This is a genomic window from Exiguobacterium sp. s131, assembly GCF_018617345.1.
GTDB lineage: Bacteria > Bacillota > Bacilli > Exiguobacteriales > Exiguobacteriaceae > Exiguobacterium > Exiguobacterium profundum.
Window position 1 is genome coordinate 261143 of record NZ_JACSJX010000001.1, and the last position, 16271, is coordinate 277413.

Sequence of the window (16271 nt, forward strand, 5' to 3'; positions counted from 1 at the left end):
GCCTGTTTTTTTGTGGAGATAAATCTATTCTATCCGATAAAAAGAGTAAGGAGAGAATGGAGGAATTGAAATGAAACAGAAATCACAGTCGTTACAGACACGCATTCTAGCATCAATGTTAGTCTTCGTCACGTTGCTCATCATTTTGTTTGGAGTAGTGCAATACTTCAGTACGAAGCATTCCGTACTCAGTACGTTACATGCGACGTTAATTGAAGATGGTGAACGGATTAGTGAATCTTTGGATGTCGATGCCTATGCATCCTTCGTAGCGAATCCGTCAAAAAATGAGCAGTATGAGCAGTTTCGTGAATACTTAGATGCATATCGTCAGCAAATTGGGGCGATGTATGTATACACGATCGCCACAGAGGGCGAGGAAGTTCGAATGATCGTGGACGGATTGAGCGAAGCGGATGCTGCGGAGATTGGTTCTCCGACTACAGCGATGACGTATGAAGGAGCAAAGCCCGCATTCCAAGGTGAGACCGTCGCAACCGATGTCATCGATGATCCGGAGTACGGGAAGTATGTGACGGTGCTTGTCCCGATTAAACAAGGGAACGAGGTAGTTGGGGTACTCGGAATTGATAAAGCTGCTACTGAGGTCTCCGCGATTACAGGACATGTCTTAAAAGAGAGTCTAGTTCCAATCTTAATCGGTTTACTCGTGCTCCTTGTCGTTTCGGGAATCATCATCTGGCGTTATCTTGGCTGGAAATTGCGTCCGCTCCAAGCATTAGAGCGTGTGGCCACATCCATTGCTGAAGGTGATTTGGCGACAGCGACGACTGCGGTTGAAGGTATTAAGTTAAAATCTAATGACGAAATCAAACGTCTGACGGTGTCGATGGAGAAGATGACACATATGTTAAAAGATTTGATTTCCGGCATTCAAACGTCGGCACAGACGGTACGGGATGAGAGTGGTAACGTTTCAGGTATCTCAGAAGAGGTAAATGATGCCTCTCGCCAAATTGCCTATACGATGGAAGAAATCGCAAGCGGTGTTGAGAATCAAAGTGTCTTGACGATGCGTCTTTACGGACATATGAATGAATTTTCGACACTTGTCGAGCAAACGACATCAGACGGAGAACAAGTGAGTGAGCAGGCGGAAGTCGTCAGTCGGGTGACGATGGATGGTCTACGTTACATGGAGAGTGCCGTCAATCAAATGACTCACATTCATGCGCAAGTAAAAACATCACAAGGACAAGTCCGCGACTTTGAACAACAAGCGGACGAGGTGACGGAACTGGTCACGATGATTCGTCAAATTTCACAACAGACAAACTTGCTTGCACTCAATGCAGCGATTGAAGCGGCTCGGGCCGGTGAACACGGAAAAGGGTTTGCCGTCGTCGCCTCGGAGATTCGGAAACTTTCGGATAGTGTCGCTGAGTCTGTCAGTGAAATTTCGGAAATCGTCGGAAGCGTCAAACAAAACTCGATTGCGCTCGGTCAAACCTTTACAGAGAGCATGACGGCTGCAGAGGAAGGGAAAGCGACACTCGAATCGACGAAGCTTGCATTCACTGAAATCGAACAGAGCGTTCGTCACATGCAACAGTTGACGAGTTCGATGCGTGGCCAACTCGATCGAGTGAAGACGAATCAGGATCACATTCAACATGGACTGTCTGAAATTGCTTCGATTTCAGAAGAAAGTACAGCCGGAAATGAGGAAGTGGCTGCTGCGACGGAACAGATGTCGGCGACGAGTGAGACGATGAATCGTCTCGTAAAAGATTTGTCGAGCACGGCAGAGGACATGCAACGAATGAGTCAACAGTTCAAGTTATAAACAGTCTCACTTCAGACAGACCTCTCGTGCGTCCGCTATAATGGGCGCAAGGGAGGTTTTTTTCATGCAACAATTCTCTAGTGAACTGACACAGTTTCGGGGAAGTCATTATGACTTCGGACGATTTCAAGGAAAATATATTAAACGCAGTCAATTGCTCGAAAATCGGACGGATCAGTGGAAACTACGCGTTCCGCGATTTGAGATTGATGCCACTGAGGCAAAGGCTGCCTTCAATGAATTTGCCCCAAAGATTTGGGAAGAGTTGATTGGGTTACAAGATGAGCTGAAGCTGTCGCTCAATGACACGTTACTTCATTTCGGCCATTTTCGAGTCAACAATCCAATCAGCGGCTGTTCGATTTTGACGGGGGATAACTTTCTCGTTCGGAATTACGATTATCACCCGATGACGTATGACGGTCGATACAATGTCTTTCAACCGGATGACGGGTACTCGGTCATCGGACCCGTCTCTCGTGTCACCGGACGTATGGACGGGATGAATGAAAAAGGACTTGCCATGGGCTACAATTTCATCAATCGTCGTCGACCTGGGGACGGGTTTGTCTGTCAAATGATTGGACGAATCATTCTAGAAACATGTGCGACAGTGGAAGAAGCGGTCGATTTATTAAAAGAGATTCCGCATCGCGGGTCATTCACATACGTCGTCCATGACAAATCATCGAAAACACGTGTAATCGAGGCGACGCCTCGAGACATCCAAGTACGGGAATCGAATATCTGTACGAACCATTTTGAACTACTCCAACACGAGAATCGCTATCATCTTGATGATTCGACTCGTCGCATGATGGAAATCAAAGTCGTGCAACACTTGATCCAAGATGCGGAGAGCGCATTCCGTCTCATGAACGACACCGACAAGGGCGTCTTTTCAGAATTGTACAGGAGTTGGGCGGGAACGATTCATACGGCTGCTTATTTCCCTGAAACGCTCGAGACCTGGTTTGCGCTCGGTGGAGACCGTGATCCGGTCATCTTTGATTTCCAAAAATGGCTCGATGGGGAAGACTTCGACATCTATGCACTTGACGGGGAATTGGCGACAGATATCGAGTTTGCGAATACGGTTCAATTGTGGCGCTGACGTTTGTCAGTGCTTTTTTTCGATAATCGGGAATACACATAACAGGAGGGATGAACGATGAAACGAATTGGAATCATATTCATGATGTTGACGCTCGTCACATTACTCGGCGGCTGTGTACCCGGAGACGGAACGTACACGACAGACCCGGCAGGTTTTTTCTGGGGTATTTGGCACGGATGGATTGCACCGATCTCACTCATTTTAGGATTGTTCAATGACACATATCGCGTGTATGAAGTGAACAATACCGGCTGGTTCTATGATTTAGGATTTTATATCGCTGTCATCAGTGGATTTGGTGGATTGACGTTGACACGGAAGAGTCGGGGATGAGTCTGATTATATGAAAATGCCTCATGACGTAGGGGTTCCAATCCGCGTCCGAGGTATTTTTTTATGTTGTTCGATGTAAGTAAAGGAAACGGTTGAAGAGTTCGATATAATGAGTATGGATGATTTTTTTCGAGTGGAGGTGCCATATGCACTCATATGAGTTTCAAATGTATCGGAATTTTGATGAGCTAGCGATTGACTTGATTGAGTTAGCAAAAGAAATAGTACCAGATAAACTAGTCTATCTCACGTCAATTGAGAATGACACCCAACATATACTCAAACTATCCTCACAAGATTCTCCTATCCTACTTGAAGAAGGCATGTCCTTTGATTTGAAGGATACGGTATGTAATCGAATCGATTTCAATCAACGAGAAGTTTTGATGTATGAAGACATCGAATCGCAGATTGAATCGACGCGACTTCAGTCATTACTGCGCGAAGTGAACATCAAGTCGTATTTGGGAATCCCGATTCTGACGAAGAACGGGGATATTTTCGGTACGCTCTGTGTCGCCAATCATAAAAGCGCCCAGTACGATTCAAAAAGTGTCCGCTTGTTGAAGCGCGTGGTTCGTATGTTCAGTTACTATTTAGAACTTGAACGTCGTGCCTCACGGGATGAATTGACGGATCTTTATAACCGACATTACTTGTCTAACTATTTTGAGACGAATCCGAATCAAGGTGGGGCACTGTTTTTAATTGATTTAGATGGGTTCAAATGGGTGAATGACACATTCGGTCATGATGAAGGGGACCTTGTCTTGAAAGAAGTGGCGCTTCGTCTGAGACGTTTGAGGGAGCCGATACCTGATTCGAGAGTGTATCGTTTAGGTGGGGATGAATTCCTTATTAAAATCGCACATGCGTTATCCAAAGAGACTGTCATTGGGTATGCTGAACAGATCTTGTATGTATTGAAAGAATGGGACGACCATCTCCCGTTATCAGCGAGCATCGGCATCGCTCAATATGATTCCGACGAACAGGCGGACCTCGGTCGATTATTGAAAGAGGCAGACATTGCACTGTATCAATCTAAATCGAGCGGGAAGAACACGTACAAGTTTTATAAATAACGTCAGAAGGCTAAACCGATGGATTACGATTGGTTTAGCCTTCTGTTTTCGCATTCAGCACCAACGAACCGATTGGCGTGAAAGGATCGAATGAAAAACGGGTAGTGATTAAGAGTTCGGTTTCCATCCCGTAACGGCGACCGTATGATAATCACGGGAGTCCGGTCCACGTTGTACCGATACGTCCTTGAATCCGAGACTCACCGCTGCGGGGATAAATTGATTCCGAATCATATCGGAGATGTCGTTCCATTCGACATCACCTTTCCCGTCACAGTAGGTGATGACAAATGTGCCATTCGGTTTCAAGACGCGTTCGATTTCAGACAGAACGGTCGTGACATCTCTCCAGAAATATAGTGTGTGAACGCTGAACACGTGATTGACGGATGCGTCCATCATCTCAAATTGATGCAAATCTCCTTGAATCAACTTTGCCCGTTTTGTTTGCATCGAAGCATGATTACGCTGTCGTGCTGAATCGAGAATCGTCTTCGAACGGTCGAGACCCATGACATGTACGTCAGGATGTCGTTGAAGGATGGTCGCCATCGCATCGCCGGCCCCGCACCCGAGCTCTAGAACGGTTGTACCGGGTTGAATGTCTAACTGTTCAATCGTCCATTCGACTTCGATCCGGTGTTGGCGTACCATCTTTTCCCCGATATACTTTCCGACGGGACCCCTTGGATTCTCGTATTGACTGTCAATCCATTTCAGTAGCACTTGTGGTAACACATCATCACCTCACTTCGAAAGTAGCTCGATTGTAGCACATCGATGAGACAAAGGAGTCAACAACATGCGTTCATTTTGGATACTCGGCAACCAACTCTCGCACGAACTTGCGATGTTGAAGGATATGAAAGAAGATGACGTCATCGTCATGATTGAGGCGACATCGCGCGCATCGTGGCGTCCGTACCATAAACAAAAGCTCGTCCTGATCTTCTCTGCGATGCGCCACTTTGCGGAAGAATTGCGTGATAAAGGATATACCGTAGATTACCACGAAGCGGATTCGTTCCAAGAGGCGTGGGACAACCATGTGAAACAGTACAATCCGGACGAAATTCATATCACCGCTGTCACGGACGAACCGATGGCGAAAAAACTGAAACAGTTCGGTAAGAAACATCACCTTGTCGAACATACGGATGTCCCGCTCTTCTACTTATCAAAAAAGGAAGCGACCGAGACGCTCGGAAATGAACCGTGGCGGATGGATCGTTTTTATCGTTACATGCGTAAGCGATTCGACGTATTACTCGAAGACGGGAAGCCTCGCGGTGGAAAATGGTCATTTGATACGGATAACCGAAAACCACCGAAAGAAGGACTATCGTTTCCGTCGGCCGTTCATTTTCGTCCGGATTCAATCACGAAAGACGTTATTGAAAAAGTCGAGTCGACGTTCTCGGAACATCCGGGGGAGGTGATCTCGTTCCATTGGCCGGTCACACATGCCGAGGCGAGACGTGCGCTAAAACAGTTCGTAGAAGAACGACTTGAAACGTTCGGTCCGTATCAAGATGCGATGATGACGGATGAACCCGAGATGTCACACAGCCTGTTGTCGGCTGCCATCAATATCGGTTTACTGACACCGCGAGAAGTCGTTGATGCGGCATGTCAGGCGGATGCACCGCTATCGTCGATTGAAGGATTCGTCCGGCAAATTCTCGGTTGGCGGGAATATATGCGCGCCGTCTATCTCGCTGTCATGCCCGGTTATGAAGACGTGAACACGTTCAAGCATGAACGCGACTTACCGTCCTTCTTCTGGGATGCGAAGACGGATTTGAACTGTCTGCATCAAAGTTTGAAACCGGTCGTCGCGCATGCCCACAATCATCATATCCAGCGACTGATGGTGCTCGGAAACTATGCGACATTGTTCGAGATTTCACCGCAACAGACGAGCGACTGGTTCAACGAGATGTACATCGATGCCTATGACTGGGTCGTCTTACCGAACGTTCTTGGGATGGCCCTTCATGCGGACGGTGGAAAGCTCGCCACAAAACCGTATGTCGCTTCCGGAAAATATATCGACCGGATGAGTGACTACTGTTGGGATTGCGCATACAACCCGAAACATACGACAGAAGACGACGCCTGTCCGTTCAACGCCCTCTATTGGCGGTTCATCGATCGTCACGAGGAACGATTCTCGAAAAACCAGCGGATGAAGATGATGGTCCGCAATTGGCAAGGACGGGATGATGATGTGAAATCCGATATCTTAGCGAAAGCCGAACAGACGTTGACCGATTCCCCGTGAATCGGTTTTTTTACGTTCTCTTCATGAAACTTTGCGATTTCTTTATCGTGTCTTTACAATCATTCGTTACGATAGGAGCTGTGAGACCCCCTCACTCCAAGTGAATAGTTACCGGTAGAACCTTTGAGAGACCAACAGAAGCCCGTACGTCGATGACGTGTCGTTTCTGTTGGTCCTTTTTTCAAGAAAGGATGATTCAAGTGAATGAAGCGATTGCACGAATCGGACAAGAACGGATGATTGCCTCCATCAAAAGTCCAAAACAAATCGAGGCGTTTTTACGGACAGATGTGACGACGACGTTTCTCATGATGGGAACGCTCAGTACACTCGACCGCTATGTGGCGCACTTGAAGCGAGAGAATCGAACGGTCTTCCTCCACGCTGAGCGAATCAATGGCATCAGCCTCGACCGGGACGGAATCGATTACCTCGCCAAACGTGTCGGCGCCGATGGGATTGTCACGACGAAAGCATCCGTGCTCCAGCATGCGAAGCGAGCGGGACTGTTGACGGTACAACGACTCTTTCTCGTCGACTCGGATGCCGTCACGAGCGGACTCAAACTCGCTGAGGCTCAACAACCGGATGCGATTGAACTCATGCCGGGGCTGATTCCGAGCGTCGTCGAGAAGATTTCTCGGGAAGTCTCCTTTCCGATTGTGACAGGTGGCATGATTCGTCAACCGATTGACGTGCATCGCGCCCTCGATCATGGGGCATTCGCCGTATCGACCGGGGATGAACGACTTTGGCACGTACAAAGTCAGAAGGAGGAATTAGCATGAAATCGATACAACTACAACAACTGGCGAAATCATTCGGGGAGACGGAAGTCATTCGAGGGATTGACGTGACGATTGAAGCAGGAGAGTTCTTCGCACTCGTCGGTCCGTCCGGCTGCGGGAAGAGTACGATGCTTCGGATGATAGCCGGGCTCGAATCCATCACAAGCGGAACGCTTCGCATCGACGGAGTGGCAGCAAACGGGATGAAGCCGAGTGAGCGTCACTTGTCGATGGTGTTCCAAAACTATGCCCTTTACCCACATATGACGGTTGAGAAAAATATCACGTTCGGTCTACATACGAAAGGACTGACGAAGCTTGAACAGCGGGAGCGTTGCCTACAGGCGGCGGAGACACTCGGGCTCACCGATTACTTAAAACGGAAACCGCGCGAACTCTCCGGTGGTCAGCGACAGCGTGTCGCCTTGGCACGTGCCATCGTGACCGAGGCACCCATTTGCCTGATGGATGAGCCGCTTTCGAACTTGGATGCGAAACTACGGGCAAAGATGCGTTCAGAGATTCGCCAGTTACAGCGAAAACTCGGACTGACGATGATTTATGTCACCCACGACCAAGTCGAGGCGATGACGATGGCGGACCGCATCATGCTCCTCAATGAGGGGGAAGTGCAACAAGTCGGAAAGCCGCTCGACTTATACAATAAACCGGCGAATACGTTCGTCGCTTCCTTCATCGGGTCACCTCCGATGAATCTCGTCGACGTGACACGACAAGAAAAAGGCTGGATGGCATCAGACGGGCGGTTGTTCCATCCAAACGCACTGACGGAAACGTCGCAGGCGACACTCGGTGTGCGTCCTGAGCAAATCAAGCCGGCAGATGAAGATGTGACGTTTTATGCAGAGCTAAAAAATATTGAAGTGCTCGGGACCGAGACGATTCTTGCTTTTGACATCGGGGGGAATGAATGGTTGGCAAAATGGCCGGGGCAATGGCCGCTCACGGTCGGCGAAAAAGTGGCGTGTTATGTGGATCCGAAACAGATGTCGCTATTTGATACGAACGGACAGCGCATTGAGCCACGACAACCGAAACTGTTTGAGGCGTTGGAGGTGTTCCAATGACGGTCGCCTTACCGAGAGAGAAAGTCCGGACGCGGCTATCTGACGCAGCGAGCGGATTGTTGTACTTGTCTCCGTCTATCATCTTGTTTGGTGTCTTCCTCGTCTATCCACTCTTGCGAACGATTTATTTAAGCTTTTTCCGGACCGACACACAGGGGACACCACTCGAATTTGTCGGAGTCGGGCACTATAGCAATTTGTTCACGAGTACGGCATTTTGGCAAAGCATTCAGGCGACAGTCGGATTCGTCCTTTTGACGGTCCCGCTCACGATTTTGATTGCGCTCGGGCTCGCACTCCTCGCCAATGAGAAATTGAAAGGGATCGGTATTTTCCGGACGGCGTTCTCAGCGACGATGGGGATGAGTGTCGCGGCGTCATCGGTCATCTGGATGTTCATGTATAATCCGTCGATCGGTATCTTCAACCGGTTTCTCGAGGCAGTGGGGGCAAGCGGTGTACAGTGGCTCCTCGATCCACAATATGCGCTCCTTTCCGTATCACTTGCGACCGTTTGGATGAATATCGGCTTCACGTTCTTGATTCTACTCGGTGGTCTGCAAAACATCGACCGGACGTTGTATGAGAGTGCGGACATTGCCGGGACGAGTTATTGGACGCAACTTCGGGGCATCACCATCCCGATGTTGTCGCCGACACTTTTCTTCGTCGGGATCATCTCGCTGATCAACGCCTTCCAGACGTTCGGACAGATTGATTTATTGACGAAAGGTGGACCGACGAATGCGACGAATGTCATCGTCTATGCCATCTACAAAGATGCGTTTATCAATTATAACGTCGGCAGTGCCAGTGCCCAGGCCGTGCTCTTATTCATCGCCGTCCTTCTGTTGACGTGGCTCCAGTTCAAACTGGTCGAAAGGAAGGTACATTACCAATGAGATTACGGAATATAGGCGTCTATGTCTTACTCATCCTGAGTGCCGTCGTCATGCTGTTTCCAATCGCCTATGCGTTTTCGATCAGTCTGATGGACGGGAAGGAGGTGCTCCAGGGACATCTCCTTCCACGTGAACCTTCATTGGAAAACTATGTGGCCGCGTTCGAACGCATCCCAATGATGACGTACCTGCTCAACAGTTTGATTGTCGCGCTCCTCGTGATGGTCGGACAGGTCGTATTATCGAGTCTTGCAGCATTCGCGTTCGTCTTCATCGACTTTAAAGGAAAAGGGCTCATCTTTATGCTCTTCTTGGCGACGATGATGGTGCCATGGGAAGCGACGATGGTCCCGAACTTTTTGACGATCCAGTCGCTCGGCTGGCTGAATAGCGTCTGGGGACTGTCTGTGCCGTTCTTCGCACTTGCGTTCGGGACGTTCTTACTTCGGCAACAGTTCAAAACGATTCCGTATGAAATGTACGAGGCGTCCCAAATTGCCGGGATCAGTCGCTTCCGATTCTTTTGGAACGTCGTCTTGCCGGTATCGAAGACACCGCTCGTCACATTGTCGGTGTACAGCTTTTTGACGACTTGGAATATGTACTTATGGCCGCTTCTCGTCACGAACACGGAACAGGCGCGGACGGTCCAAATCGGCATCAAACAGATGCAGTCGAACGAAGTCGCCTCGGATTGGGGCGTCGTCATGGCAGCAGTCATCTTGATTATCATTCCGACACTTGTATTGTTGTTCGCAGGACAAAAGCACTTGCAAGAAGGATTGACGCAAGGCGCTATCAAATAATAGGGGGATATGACAAATGAAAAAGTTAGGATTATTCGCAGGGTTGGTAAGTTCGGTGTTATTACTCGGGGCATGTGGCAGTGAAGAAGCGGCACCAGTCGCGGCGACGACAGAAGACGGAAAGACAGAGGTCGTCTTTTGGCATGCGATGAGTGGGGACTTGGAGACGGCTTTAAACAGTCAAGTCGACGCGTTCAACGCTTCGCAAGACGACTATGAAGTCAAACCGGTCTTCCAAGGAACATATGAGGAAGCGTTGACGAAATTCAATGCGGTCGCCGGTTCGGAAGACGCGCCAGCCATCATGCAGACGTTCGAGGTCGGGACGAAATACATGATCGATTCGAACAAAATCACACCAGTTCAAGAGTTCATCGACAAAGAGGATTTTGACACGAGCGTATGGGAAGAGAACATCTTGAGTTATTATCAGGTCGATGGGAAGCAATACTCGATGCCGTTCAACTCCTCGACACCGATCCTCATCTATAACAAAGAGGCGTTTGAAAAAGCAGGGCTCGATCCAGAGAAAGCACCACGCACATATGACGAGTTGAAAGAGGCGGCGAAGAAGTTGACAACGGACGGTCAGACCGGCTTCACGATGCTCAACTACGGTTGGTTCTTTGAACAGCTCTTGGCCGCACAAGGTGGACTGTATGTCGACAATGACAATGGACGAAGCGGAGACCCGACGAAAGCCGTGTTTGATGGCGAAGAAGGACAGAACGCGTTCAATCTCATCAAAGAGATGTACGATGAGAAGACATTCCTAAACGTCGGTCAAAACTGGGACGACATGCGCGCGGCATTCCAATCTGGAAAAGTTGCCATGTACCTTGATTCGTCAGCAGGAATCCGTACGGTAGCAGACAACGCGGACTTTGAAATCGGCGCATCGTACTTACCGGTACCGAATGAAGCGGAGCGTCAAGGCGTCGTCATCGGCGGGGCATCGCTCTGGATGGGTGATGGCATTGCCGAAGAGACGAAAGAAGGCGCATGGGAGTTCATGAAGTATGTCGCTTCAACGGAAGCGCAAGCACAGTGGCATGTTGACACAGGCTACTTCGCCATCAATCCGGAAGCATACAATGAACCGATCGTAAAAGAAATGTGGGCGAAATATCCACAACTGAAAGTGACGGTCGACCAACTCAGTGAGACGAAACCATCACCGGCGACACAAGGAGCGCTCATCTCGACGTTCCCGCAATCACGTCAAAGTGTCGTCAACGCGATGGAAAGTTTGTATCAAGGGGTGTCGGTCGAAGAAGCATTGAAGCGTGCGGCCGATGAGACAACTTCCACCTTGGGGCAGTGACATGTTGATTTACGCACATCGCGGCTATAGCGCCAATTACCCGGAAAATACATTGTCCGCGTTCGAGGCAGCTCTTCCCTATGTGGACGGAATCGAGCTGGACGTACAGCTATCGAAGGACGGGCGTCTCGTCGTCATTCATGACGAAACCGTCGACCGGACGACAAATGGAACGGGATGGGTGAAAGACATGACGCTTCAGGAGTTGCGCCAGTTGAAGATTGACGGCTATGAACGCATCCCAACGTTAGAAGAGGTGCTCGGACTGATTGAACGAAGCAACGTCACCCTGAACATCGAATTGAAGACGGATCAATATGCGTATCCAGGGATCGAACGTCTCGCTTGGTTTGCTGTCAACGAGTTTGAACTCGGTGACCGTGTCGTATTCTCCTCATTCAATCGTGAAACGCTCGTCCGAATGCGAGATGTGGCACCAGTCGCCCGGCTTGCAGTGTTGACACTCACGGGTGAGTCGGACACCGTCTCGTTCGCTGAAACGATTCGGGCCGAGGCGATTCACGCCCAGCCTGCATTTATCGGTTCGAAAGCATGGGATCAGATACAACAGACGACGCTCGAGACACGGCTCTACACGATCAACGACGTGAAGGACCTTCCCCCGATAACGGTTTCGGCCATCATGACAGATGAGGTTGAACGGTTTACAAAATGAGTACAACAAACCCCGCTTTCACTTGAAGCGGGGTTTGTTCATGTCATGATCGGTTGTGGTGTGTCATAGGTCGAGACAACAACTTGATTGCGCCCTTCATGTTTTGCTTGATAGAGCGCCGAATCCGCAAGATCGACCATCCGCTTGATGGGAAGCGAGGTCCCGTGTGCGACCCCGACAGACGTCGTGATTTGAATCGGTGGAAAATCGTTCAAGTGGAATAGTTCAGCAGCAATCCGTTCTCGTATCCGGTTGGCCACTTTGTCTACCTTCTCTGGCGTCAAGTCGTACATCAAGATGACGAATTCTTCGCCACCGATTCGTGCGACAGTGTCATGGGCACGCGTCTCGACTTTTAAGATGTTGGCGAACTGTTGTAAGACGAGATCACCGTTTCCGTGACCATATGTATCGTTCACATGTTTAAAATGATCGATATCGAGCGCGAGTACATTGTACGTCCGATTCTCTTGCCCGATGGAAGCCGTATATCGATCCCACACACGTCGATTGTATAGACCGGTCAAATGGTCTCGTTCAGACGACTGTTTGTACTCGATGGCACGGCGGGTCGTCTGTTCTAAATCGATGGTGAGGATACTCGAGAGTAGACCGACGAGCATGCCAATCATCCAAATGGACAAGACGAGGGATACATAGGCTGTGCTCCAACCCATATTGATATAGACGGCAATCGAAATAATGAAGAGCGCCCATACGTTCAAAAAGATACTCTGTAAGAAGAGTCGCTCCCGAAGCAGCCGATGAATCCAGAGCATCCCGATGCTGACGATGAACGTCGCGATAAACGCAATCACGGCCTGCTCGGTCATTCCGAACAAAAATCGTGTACTGGCGATGACAAGTGTCGCAATGAATAAAGGAAAACGAGCACCATAAAAAGCAAGCAACACGAGCGGTAAGTGACGTAAATCCACACGGACCATATCGTTAGCTTCTACGGCGTTATACATCAAAAACAGACCGAGTGCACCGGCGAGTATTCCAATCACAGAACTACGAAGACGGTACGAATTAAAAAGCGAAGAATGATAAATCTTCGAGATGATATAAAATCCGGTGAATGCGACACAAGCATTGAGCAACAAGACGGTGAGCGTCATTCCTTCACGACCTTTTCGATAGACTATACATTAACGGTAGCAGTCTTCAAATAATTGTCAATCTGAAGGTGTGTAAATGTTCATTATCTTTTCACGCTTTCTTCTTTGTTCCTCGAAACGCAAAAAACATAGCGATGCCAATTCCAATGCCGAGCCACCAATTATCGAGGGTGAGCCCGAAAACGACGGCGAATACAACGGCGACGGGAATCGATAAGTAGCCACGTTGTTTCATCTTCATTTCCTCCTCTCTTCGACACTTCTTTATTCCCAAAAGGTAGACACTTCATTCTCAAATTGAGGTAAGACAAAAACGTTCGACCGAGTGAACTACTCACCACTTATTTGCTTCACAAATTGAAGTGGGAGCTTCTTGGGAAGACCGTACTTTTATTAGCCACGATTGTTTACCAAGCTCGTCGGGTGGTTCCCACCCTGAAGGAATTCGTTTTAGTTTGCCAACATCAACAGGTTGATGCTCGCGTTGATGTCACGGTCATGATGCGCGCCACAGGCACACGTCCATTCACGGACATCCATCGCCTTCTTCTCGCCTTTTACACCGCAAGTGGAACAGATTTGAGTGGATGCGAACCATTGATCCGCCTTGATGAGCGTCCGTCCGTAGAAGTTTGATTTGTATTCGAGTTGCCGGACGAACTCGTACCAACTGACATCTGCAATCGATTTGGCGAGCTTATGGTTTTGCATCATGTCCTCCGACTTCAATGTCTCCACGACGATGACTTGGTTCTCGTCAACGATCCTTCTCGACAGTTTGTGAAGGAAGTCCTTGCGTTGGTTGGCGATCTTTTCGTGTTTCTTGGCCAAAAGTAATTTGGCTTTTTCACGATTCTTGCTTCCGATCTTCTTTCGCGACAGCGCCCGTTGCGCCTTCTTGACCTTCGCCTCGGACTTACGAAGGAGACGTGGGTTTTCGATTTTCTCCGAGACCATCGCATCGTTCGTCATGACGGCGAAGTGCTCCAAACCGAGATCGATCCCGACCTTGTTCTCGGCTGGGATCCATGGTGCATCGTCCTGTTTGACGAGGAGGGAGATGAAGAACTTGCCCGTCTTGGTCATCGACACCGTCGCCGACCGGATGACGCCCTCAAACGAGCGATGTTGTTCGAACTTCACGAAGCCGATTTTAGGAAGTCTCACCTTGCCGTCCTCGATGCGGATCGTGCCGTGCTGGTTGTTCGTCGTGTAGGAGGCGCGCGACCGCCGTCTCGATTTGAAGGCCGGGAAGCCGCCCGTCCCGGCGAAGAACTTCGCGAACGCGGTGTCGAGATTCAGCTTCGCGTTCGCGAGCGCGAGACTGTCCACCTCGGCGAGGAACGGGAACAGGGGCTTGTAGGAGGCGGGTGTCGCCGGTTTCCGTCTCGTTCCACTCCCCGCTTTCGCCTCCTCGCGGATGGCGATGCGGTCCTCGAGCAGCTTGTTGTAGATGAACCGGGCGCAGCCGATCGTCTTGATGAGGAACTCGGCCTGTGCCGGCGTTGGGTGGAGCCTATATTTATAGCCTTTCAGCATGTCCGTCCATCCTCCCTTCAGAAGATCATGATGTGTCCTCCTCATCCAATACCCATGGAAGGAAGGGAGAATCTGACGGAATCACGAACTTTTGTTCGTCACATCTGTCACAGGGGGAGAAGAGTTTTGGACCGGGCGATTCATCTCCCACCTACGCTGGGCTACGCCCCGAGACGCTTAGAGGAGGGAAAATTCTCGCCTGATTTAGTTAAATCAGTCGAACGAAACCGAATGTTTAGGGGATGGCAGCAATGGACAGCTCTGTCTGGTATGAAGCTCGATTGTAAAGGTGGTGCCTTCTCCGTATACCGAGTCCGCATGAATTACCCAACCGTGGGCTTCGGCAATTCGTTTGCAGATTCGTAGACCGAGACCTGTTCCTTTTATGGCTTGGTGGGCGGCGGATTCGACACGGTAATATTCATCAAATACGTAGGGAAGTGCTTCTTCTGGAATCCCAATCCCGGTATCGGATACAGATAAAGTTACCGTGCCAGCACTTTCAAATACGCTCGTATGGACCGTCCCGCCATCAGGAGAGTACTTGATGGCGTTACCAATGAGGTTATGGAGCAATTGCCGTAACTTTTCTTCATCTGCTTGAATCAAGACATCATTCGTTTCAAACGTCACCGTATGAAGCGAGGAGGTCGTCTGATAGCTCGACATGACATCCTCCAAAAGAGGACGGAGTGCGAACGTCGTCACGGTCAGTTGATCAGCCGTGTATCGTTCTTTTTGATAATCGAGGAAGTTATCGACGAGCCGCTCCAGCCGTTCCGATTCTTGTTTGACTTGTGTTAGCATCTGATACGATTTTTCCGAACCTTGATGGCGTGTCATGAGTAGCTCCGTATATCCATGGATGGCAGTCAATGGCGTGCGGAAATCATGAGACAGTTCGGCAAGGAAACTGTCTTTACGTTCTTCAAAGCGGACGGCTTCCGTTTGGTCGCGCCACATGATGAAAACGCCACGTGGTGTCCGCGTGAAGTTGAAAATCAAATGTAGCGTCTTGTCATTAGAACGCAGACGACGTGAAGTCATCCTTGGATCCGTTTCGGTCGCACATTCGAGCAATTCCTGGATGAGGTGCATGACTTGTGCGGAATCCGCCCCATGCCGTTCCAACATGGTATATACATAACGAGTCAATGTTTCCAATGTGTCAAAAGATTGTGTTGTCATAGAAGGGTACCATTGCCGAAGAGAATCATTCGAATACAGACGACATCTTGAGAAATCGATATAACACATCGCATCCTGTACTTCTTCCACGATGGAAGCGATGGAGAACGTATGGCGTTGCTGTTTTTGACGAGCGGAGCGTTTCTGCCTAACCTTATAGAATCGGCGCATGGACCTACCTCCTCGCGAACATTTGTACATGCATTCACA

16 protein-coding genes are annotated in these 16271 nt (G+C 49.4%); 11 read left to right on the plus strand and 5 right to left on the minus strand.

Annotated features, from left to right (window positions below; all coding sequences use genetic code 11):
- Window positions 1-70 precede the first annotated feature (70 nt).
- From KNO69_RS01480 to KNO69_RS01495, 4 genes are all read left to right on the plus strand, one after another.
- Window positions 71-1807: a methyl-accepting chemotaxis protein gene (locus KNO69_RS01480; RefSeq protein ID WP_214815479.1), complete on the plus strand. Its 1737-nt coding sequence runs from the start codon at window positions 71-73 to the stop codon at window positions 1805-1807.
- A 64-nt stretch (window positions 1808-1871) separates the two neighbouring features.
- Window positions 1872-2921 (plus strand): C45 family autoproteolytic acyltransferase/hydrolase, encoded by a 1050-nt coding sequence (locus tag KNO69_RS01485; RefSeq protein ID WP_214815481.1) that lies wholly within the window; start codon window positions 1872-1874, stop codon window positions 2919-2921.
- A gap of 57 nt (window positions 2922-2978) precedes the next feature.
- A complete protein-coding gene (locus KNO69_RS01490; protein WP_214815483.1) occupies window positions 2979-3257 on the plus strand; it encodes a hypothetical protein in 279 nt (92 codons plus the stop codon).
- A 146-nt stretch (window positions 3258-3403) separates the two neighbouring features.
- Window positions 3404-4342 carry a sensor domain-containing diguanylate cyclase gene (locus tag KNO69_RS01495; protein ID WP_214815485.1) on the plus strand — a complete coding sequence of 313 codons (939 nt, stop codon included), beginning with the start codon at window positions 3404-3406 and terminating at the stop codon, window positions 4340-4342.
- Window positions 4343-4450: 108 nt separating this feature from the next.
- Here the strand turns inward: KNO69_RS01495 and KNO69_RS01500 are convergent, their stop codons facing one another.
- Complete coding sequence (locus KNO69_RS01500; protein WP_214815487.1) at window positions 4451-5080, minus strand: class I SAM-dependent methyltransferase; 630 nt, start codon at window positions 5078-5080, stop codon at window positions 4451-4453.
- Window positions 5081-5144: 64 nt separating this feature from the next.
- Between KNO69_RS01500 and KNO69_RS01505 the strand changes: the two genes are divergently transcribed.
- From KNO69_RS01505 to KNO69_RS01535, 7 genes are all read left to right on the plus strand, one after another.
- Complete coding sequence (locus KNO69_RS01505) at window positions 5145-6626, plus strand: cryptochrome/photolyase family protein (protein ID WP_214815489.1); 1482 nt, start codon at window positions 5145-5147, stop codon at window positions 6624-6626.
- A 191-nt stretch (window positions 6627-6817) separates the two neighbouring features.
- The gene (locus KNO69_RS01510) at window positions 6818-7414 is read left to right on the plus strand and encodes a glycerol-3-phosphate responsive antiterminator (RefSeq protein ID WP_159562954.1); all 597 of its coding nucleotides are present in this window, start codon (window positions 6818-6820) and stop codon (window positions 7412-7414) included.
- A complete protein-coding gene (locus KNO69_RS01515; RefSeq protein ID WP_214815491.1) occupies window positions 7411-8502 on the plus strand; it encodes an ABC transporter ATP-binding protein in 1092 nt (363 codons plus the stop codon). Before KNO69_RS01510 ends, KNO69_RS01515 begins: the two co-directional genes overlap by 4 nt.
- On the plus strand, window positions 8499-9404 hold the full coding sequence (locus KNO69_RS01520; protein WP_214815495.1) for a carbohydrate ABC transporter permease: 906 nt from the start codon (window positions 8499-8501) through the stop codon (window positions 9402-9404). The genes KNO69_RS01515 and KNO69_RS01520 overlap by 4 nt, the downstream gene beginning before the upstream one ends.
- On the plus strand, window positions 9401-10210 hold the full coding sequence (locus tag KNO69_RS01525; protein WP_047794841.1) for a carbohydrate ABC transporter permease: 810 nt from the start codon (window positions 9401-9403) through the stop codon (window positions 10208-10210). Before KNO69_RS01520 ends, KNO69_RS01525 begins: the two co-directional genes overlap by 4 nt.
- A 16-nt stretch (window positions 10211-10226) precedes the next feature.
- Complete coding sequence (locus KNO69_RS01530; RefSeq protein WP_214815499.1) at window positions 10227-11534, plus strand: ABC transporter substrate-binding protein; 1308 nt, start codon at window positions 10227-10229, stop codon at window positions 11532-11534.
- A 1-nt stretch (window position 11535) separates the two neighbouring features.
- Window positions 11536-12210, plus strand: a complete 675-nt coding sequence (locus tag KNO69_RS01535) for a glycerophosphodiester phosphodiesterase (RefSeq protein WP_074035776.1) — start codon at window positions 11536-11538, stop codon at window positions 12208-12210.
- Between the two features lie 38 nt (window positions 12211-12248).
- On the opposite strand, the gene KNO69_RS01540 is transcribed toward KNO69_RS01535, so the two are convergent.
- From KNO69_RS01540 to KNO69_RS01555, 4 genes are all read right to left on the minus strand, one after another.
- On the minus strand, window positions 12249-13334 hold the full coding sequence (locus tag KNO69_RS01540; RefSeq protein WP_078147635.1) for a GGDEF domain-containing protein: 1086 nt from the start codon (window positions 13332-13334) through the stop codon (window positions 12249-12251).
- Window positions 13335-13425: 91 nt separating this feature from the next.
- On the minus strand, window positions 13426-13569 hold the full coding sequence (locus KNO69_RS01545) for a hypothetical protein (protein WP_026825140.1): 144 nt from the start codon (window positions 13567-13569) through the stop codon (window positions 13426-13428).
- Window positions 13570-13784: 215 nt separating this feature from the next.
- On the minus strand, window positions 13785-14873 hold the full coding sequence (gene tnpB / locus KNO69_RS01550; protein WP_078147634.1) for an IS200/IS605 family element RNA-guided endonuclease TnpB: 1089 nt from the start codon (window positions 14871-14873) through the stop codon (window positions 13785-13787).
- Between the two features lie 213 nt (window positions 14874-15086).
- On the minus strand, window positions 15087-16232 hold the full coding sequence (locus KNO69_RS01555) for a sensor histidine kinase (protein ID WP_078147633.1): 1146 nt from the start codon (window positions 16230-16232) through the stop codon (window positions 15087-15089).
- Window positions 16233-16271 lie beyond the last annotated feature (39 nt).

Excerpts from the sequence above, each read along its gene's own strand:
- KNO69_RS01545 (WP_026825140.1), bottom strand. The coding sequence starts at position 13,569 with ATGAAACAACGTGGCTACTTATCGATTCCCGTCGCCGTTGTATTCGCC.
- KNO69_RS01505 (WP_214815489.1), top strand. The coding sequence starts at position 5,145 with ATGCGTTCATTTTGGATACTCGGCAACCAACTCTCGCACGAACTTGCG.
- KNO69_RS01555 (WP_078147633.1), bottom strand. The coding sequence starts at position 16,232 with ATGCGCCGATTCTATAAGGTTAGGCAGAAACGCTCCGCTCGTCAAAAA.
- KNO69_RS01490 (WP_214815483.1), top strand. The coding sequence starts at position 2,979 with ATGAAACGAATTGGAATCATATTCATGATGTTGACGCTCGTCACATTA.
- KNO69_RS01530 (WP_214815499.1), top strand. The coding sequence starts at position 10,227 with ATGAAAAAGTTAGGATTATTCGCAGGGTTGGTAAGTTCGGTGTTATTA.
- tnpB (WP_078147634.1), bottom strand. The coding sequence starts at position 14,873 with ATGCTGAAAGGCTATAAATATAGGCTCCACCCAACGCCGGCACAGGCC.
- KNO69_RS01540 (WP_078147635.1), bottom strand. The coding sequence starts at position 13,334 with ATGACGCTCACCGTCTTGTTGCTCAATGCTTGTGTCGCATTCACCGGA.
- KNO69_RS01485 (WP_214815481.1), top strand. The coding sequence starts at position 1,872 with ATGCAACAATTCTCTAGTGAACTGACACAGTTTCGGGGAAGTCATTAT.
- KNO69_RS01520 (WP_214815495.1), top strand. The coding sequence starts at position 8,499 with ATGACGGTCGCCTTACCGAGAGAGAAAGTCCGGACGCGGCTATCTGAC.
- KNO69_RS01515 (WP_214815491.1), top strand. The coding sequence starts at position 7,411 with ATGAAATCGATACAACTACAACAACTGGCGAAATCATTCGGGGAGACG.
- KNO69_RS01535 (WP_074035776.1), top strand. The coding sequence starts at position 11,536 with ATGTTGATTTACGCACATCGCGGCTATAGCGCCAATTACCCGGAAAAT.
- KNO69_RS01510 (WP_159562954.1), top strand. The coding sequence starts at position 6,818 with ATGATTCAAGTGAATGAAGCGATTGCACGAATCGGACAAGAACGGATG.
- KNO69_RS01480 (WP_214815479.1), top strand. The coding sequence starts at position 71 with ATGAAACAGAAATCACAGTCGTTACAGACACGCATTCTAGCATCAATG.
- KNO69_RS01495 (WP_214815485.1), top strand. The coding sequence starts at position 3,404 with ATGCACTCATATGAGTTTCAAATGTATCGGAATTTTGATGAGCTAGCG.
- KNO69_RS01525 (WP_047794841.1), top strand. The coding sequence starts at position 9,401 with ATGAGATTACGGAATATAGGCGTCTATGTCTTACTCATCCTGAGTGCC.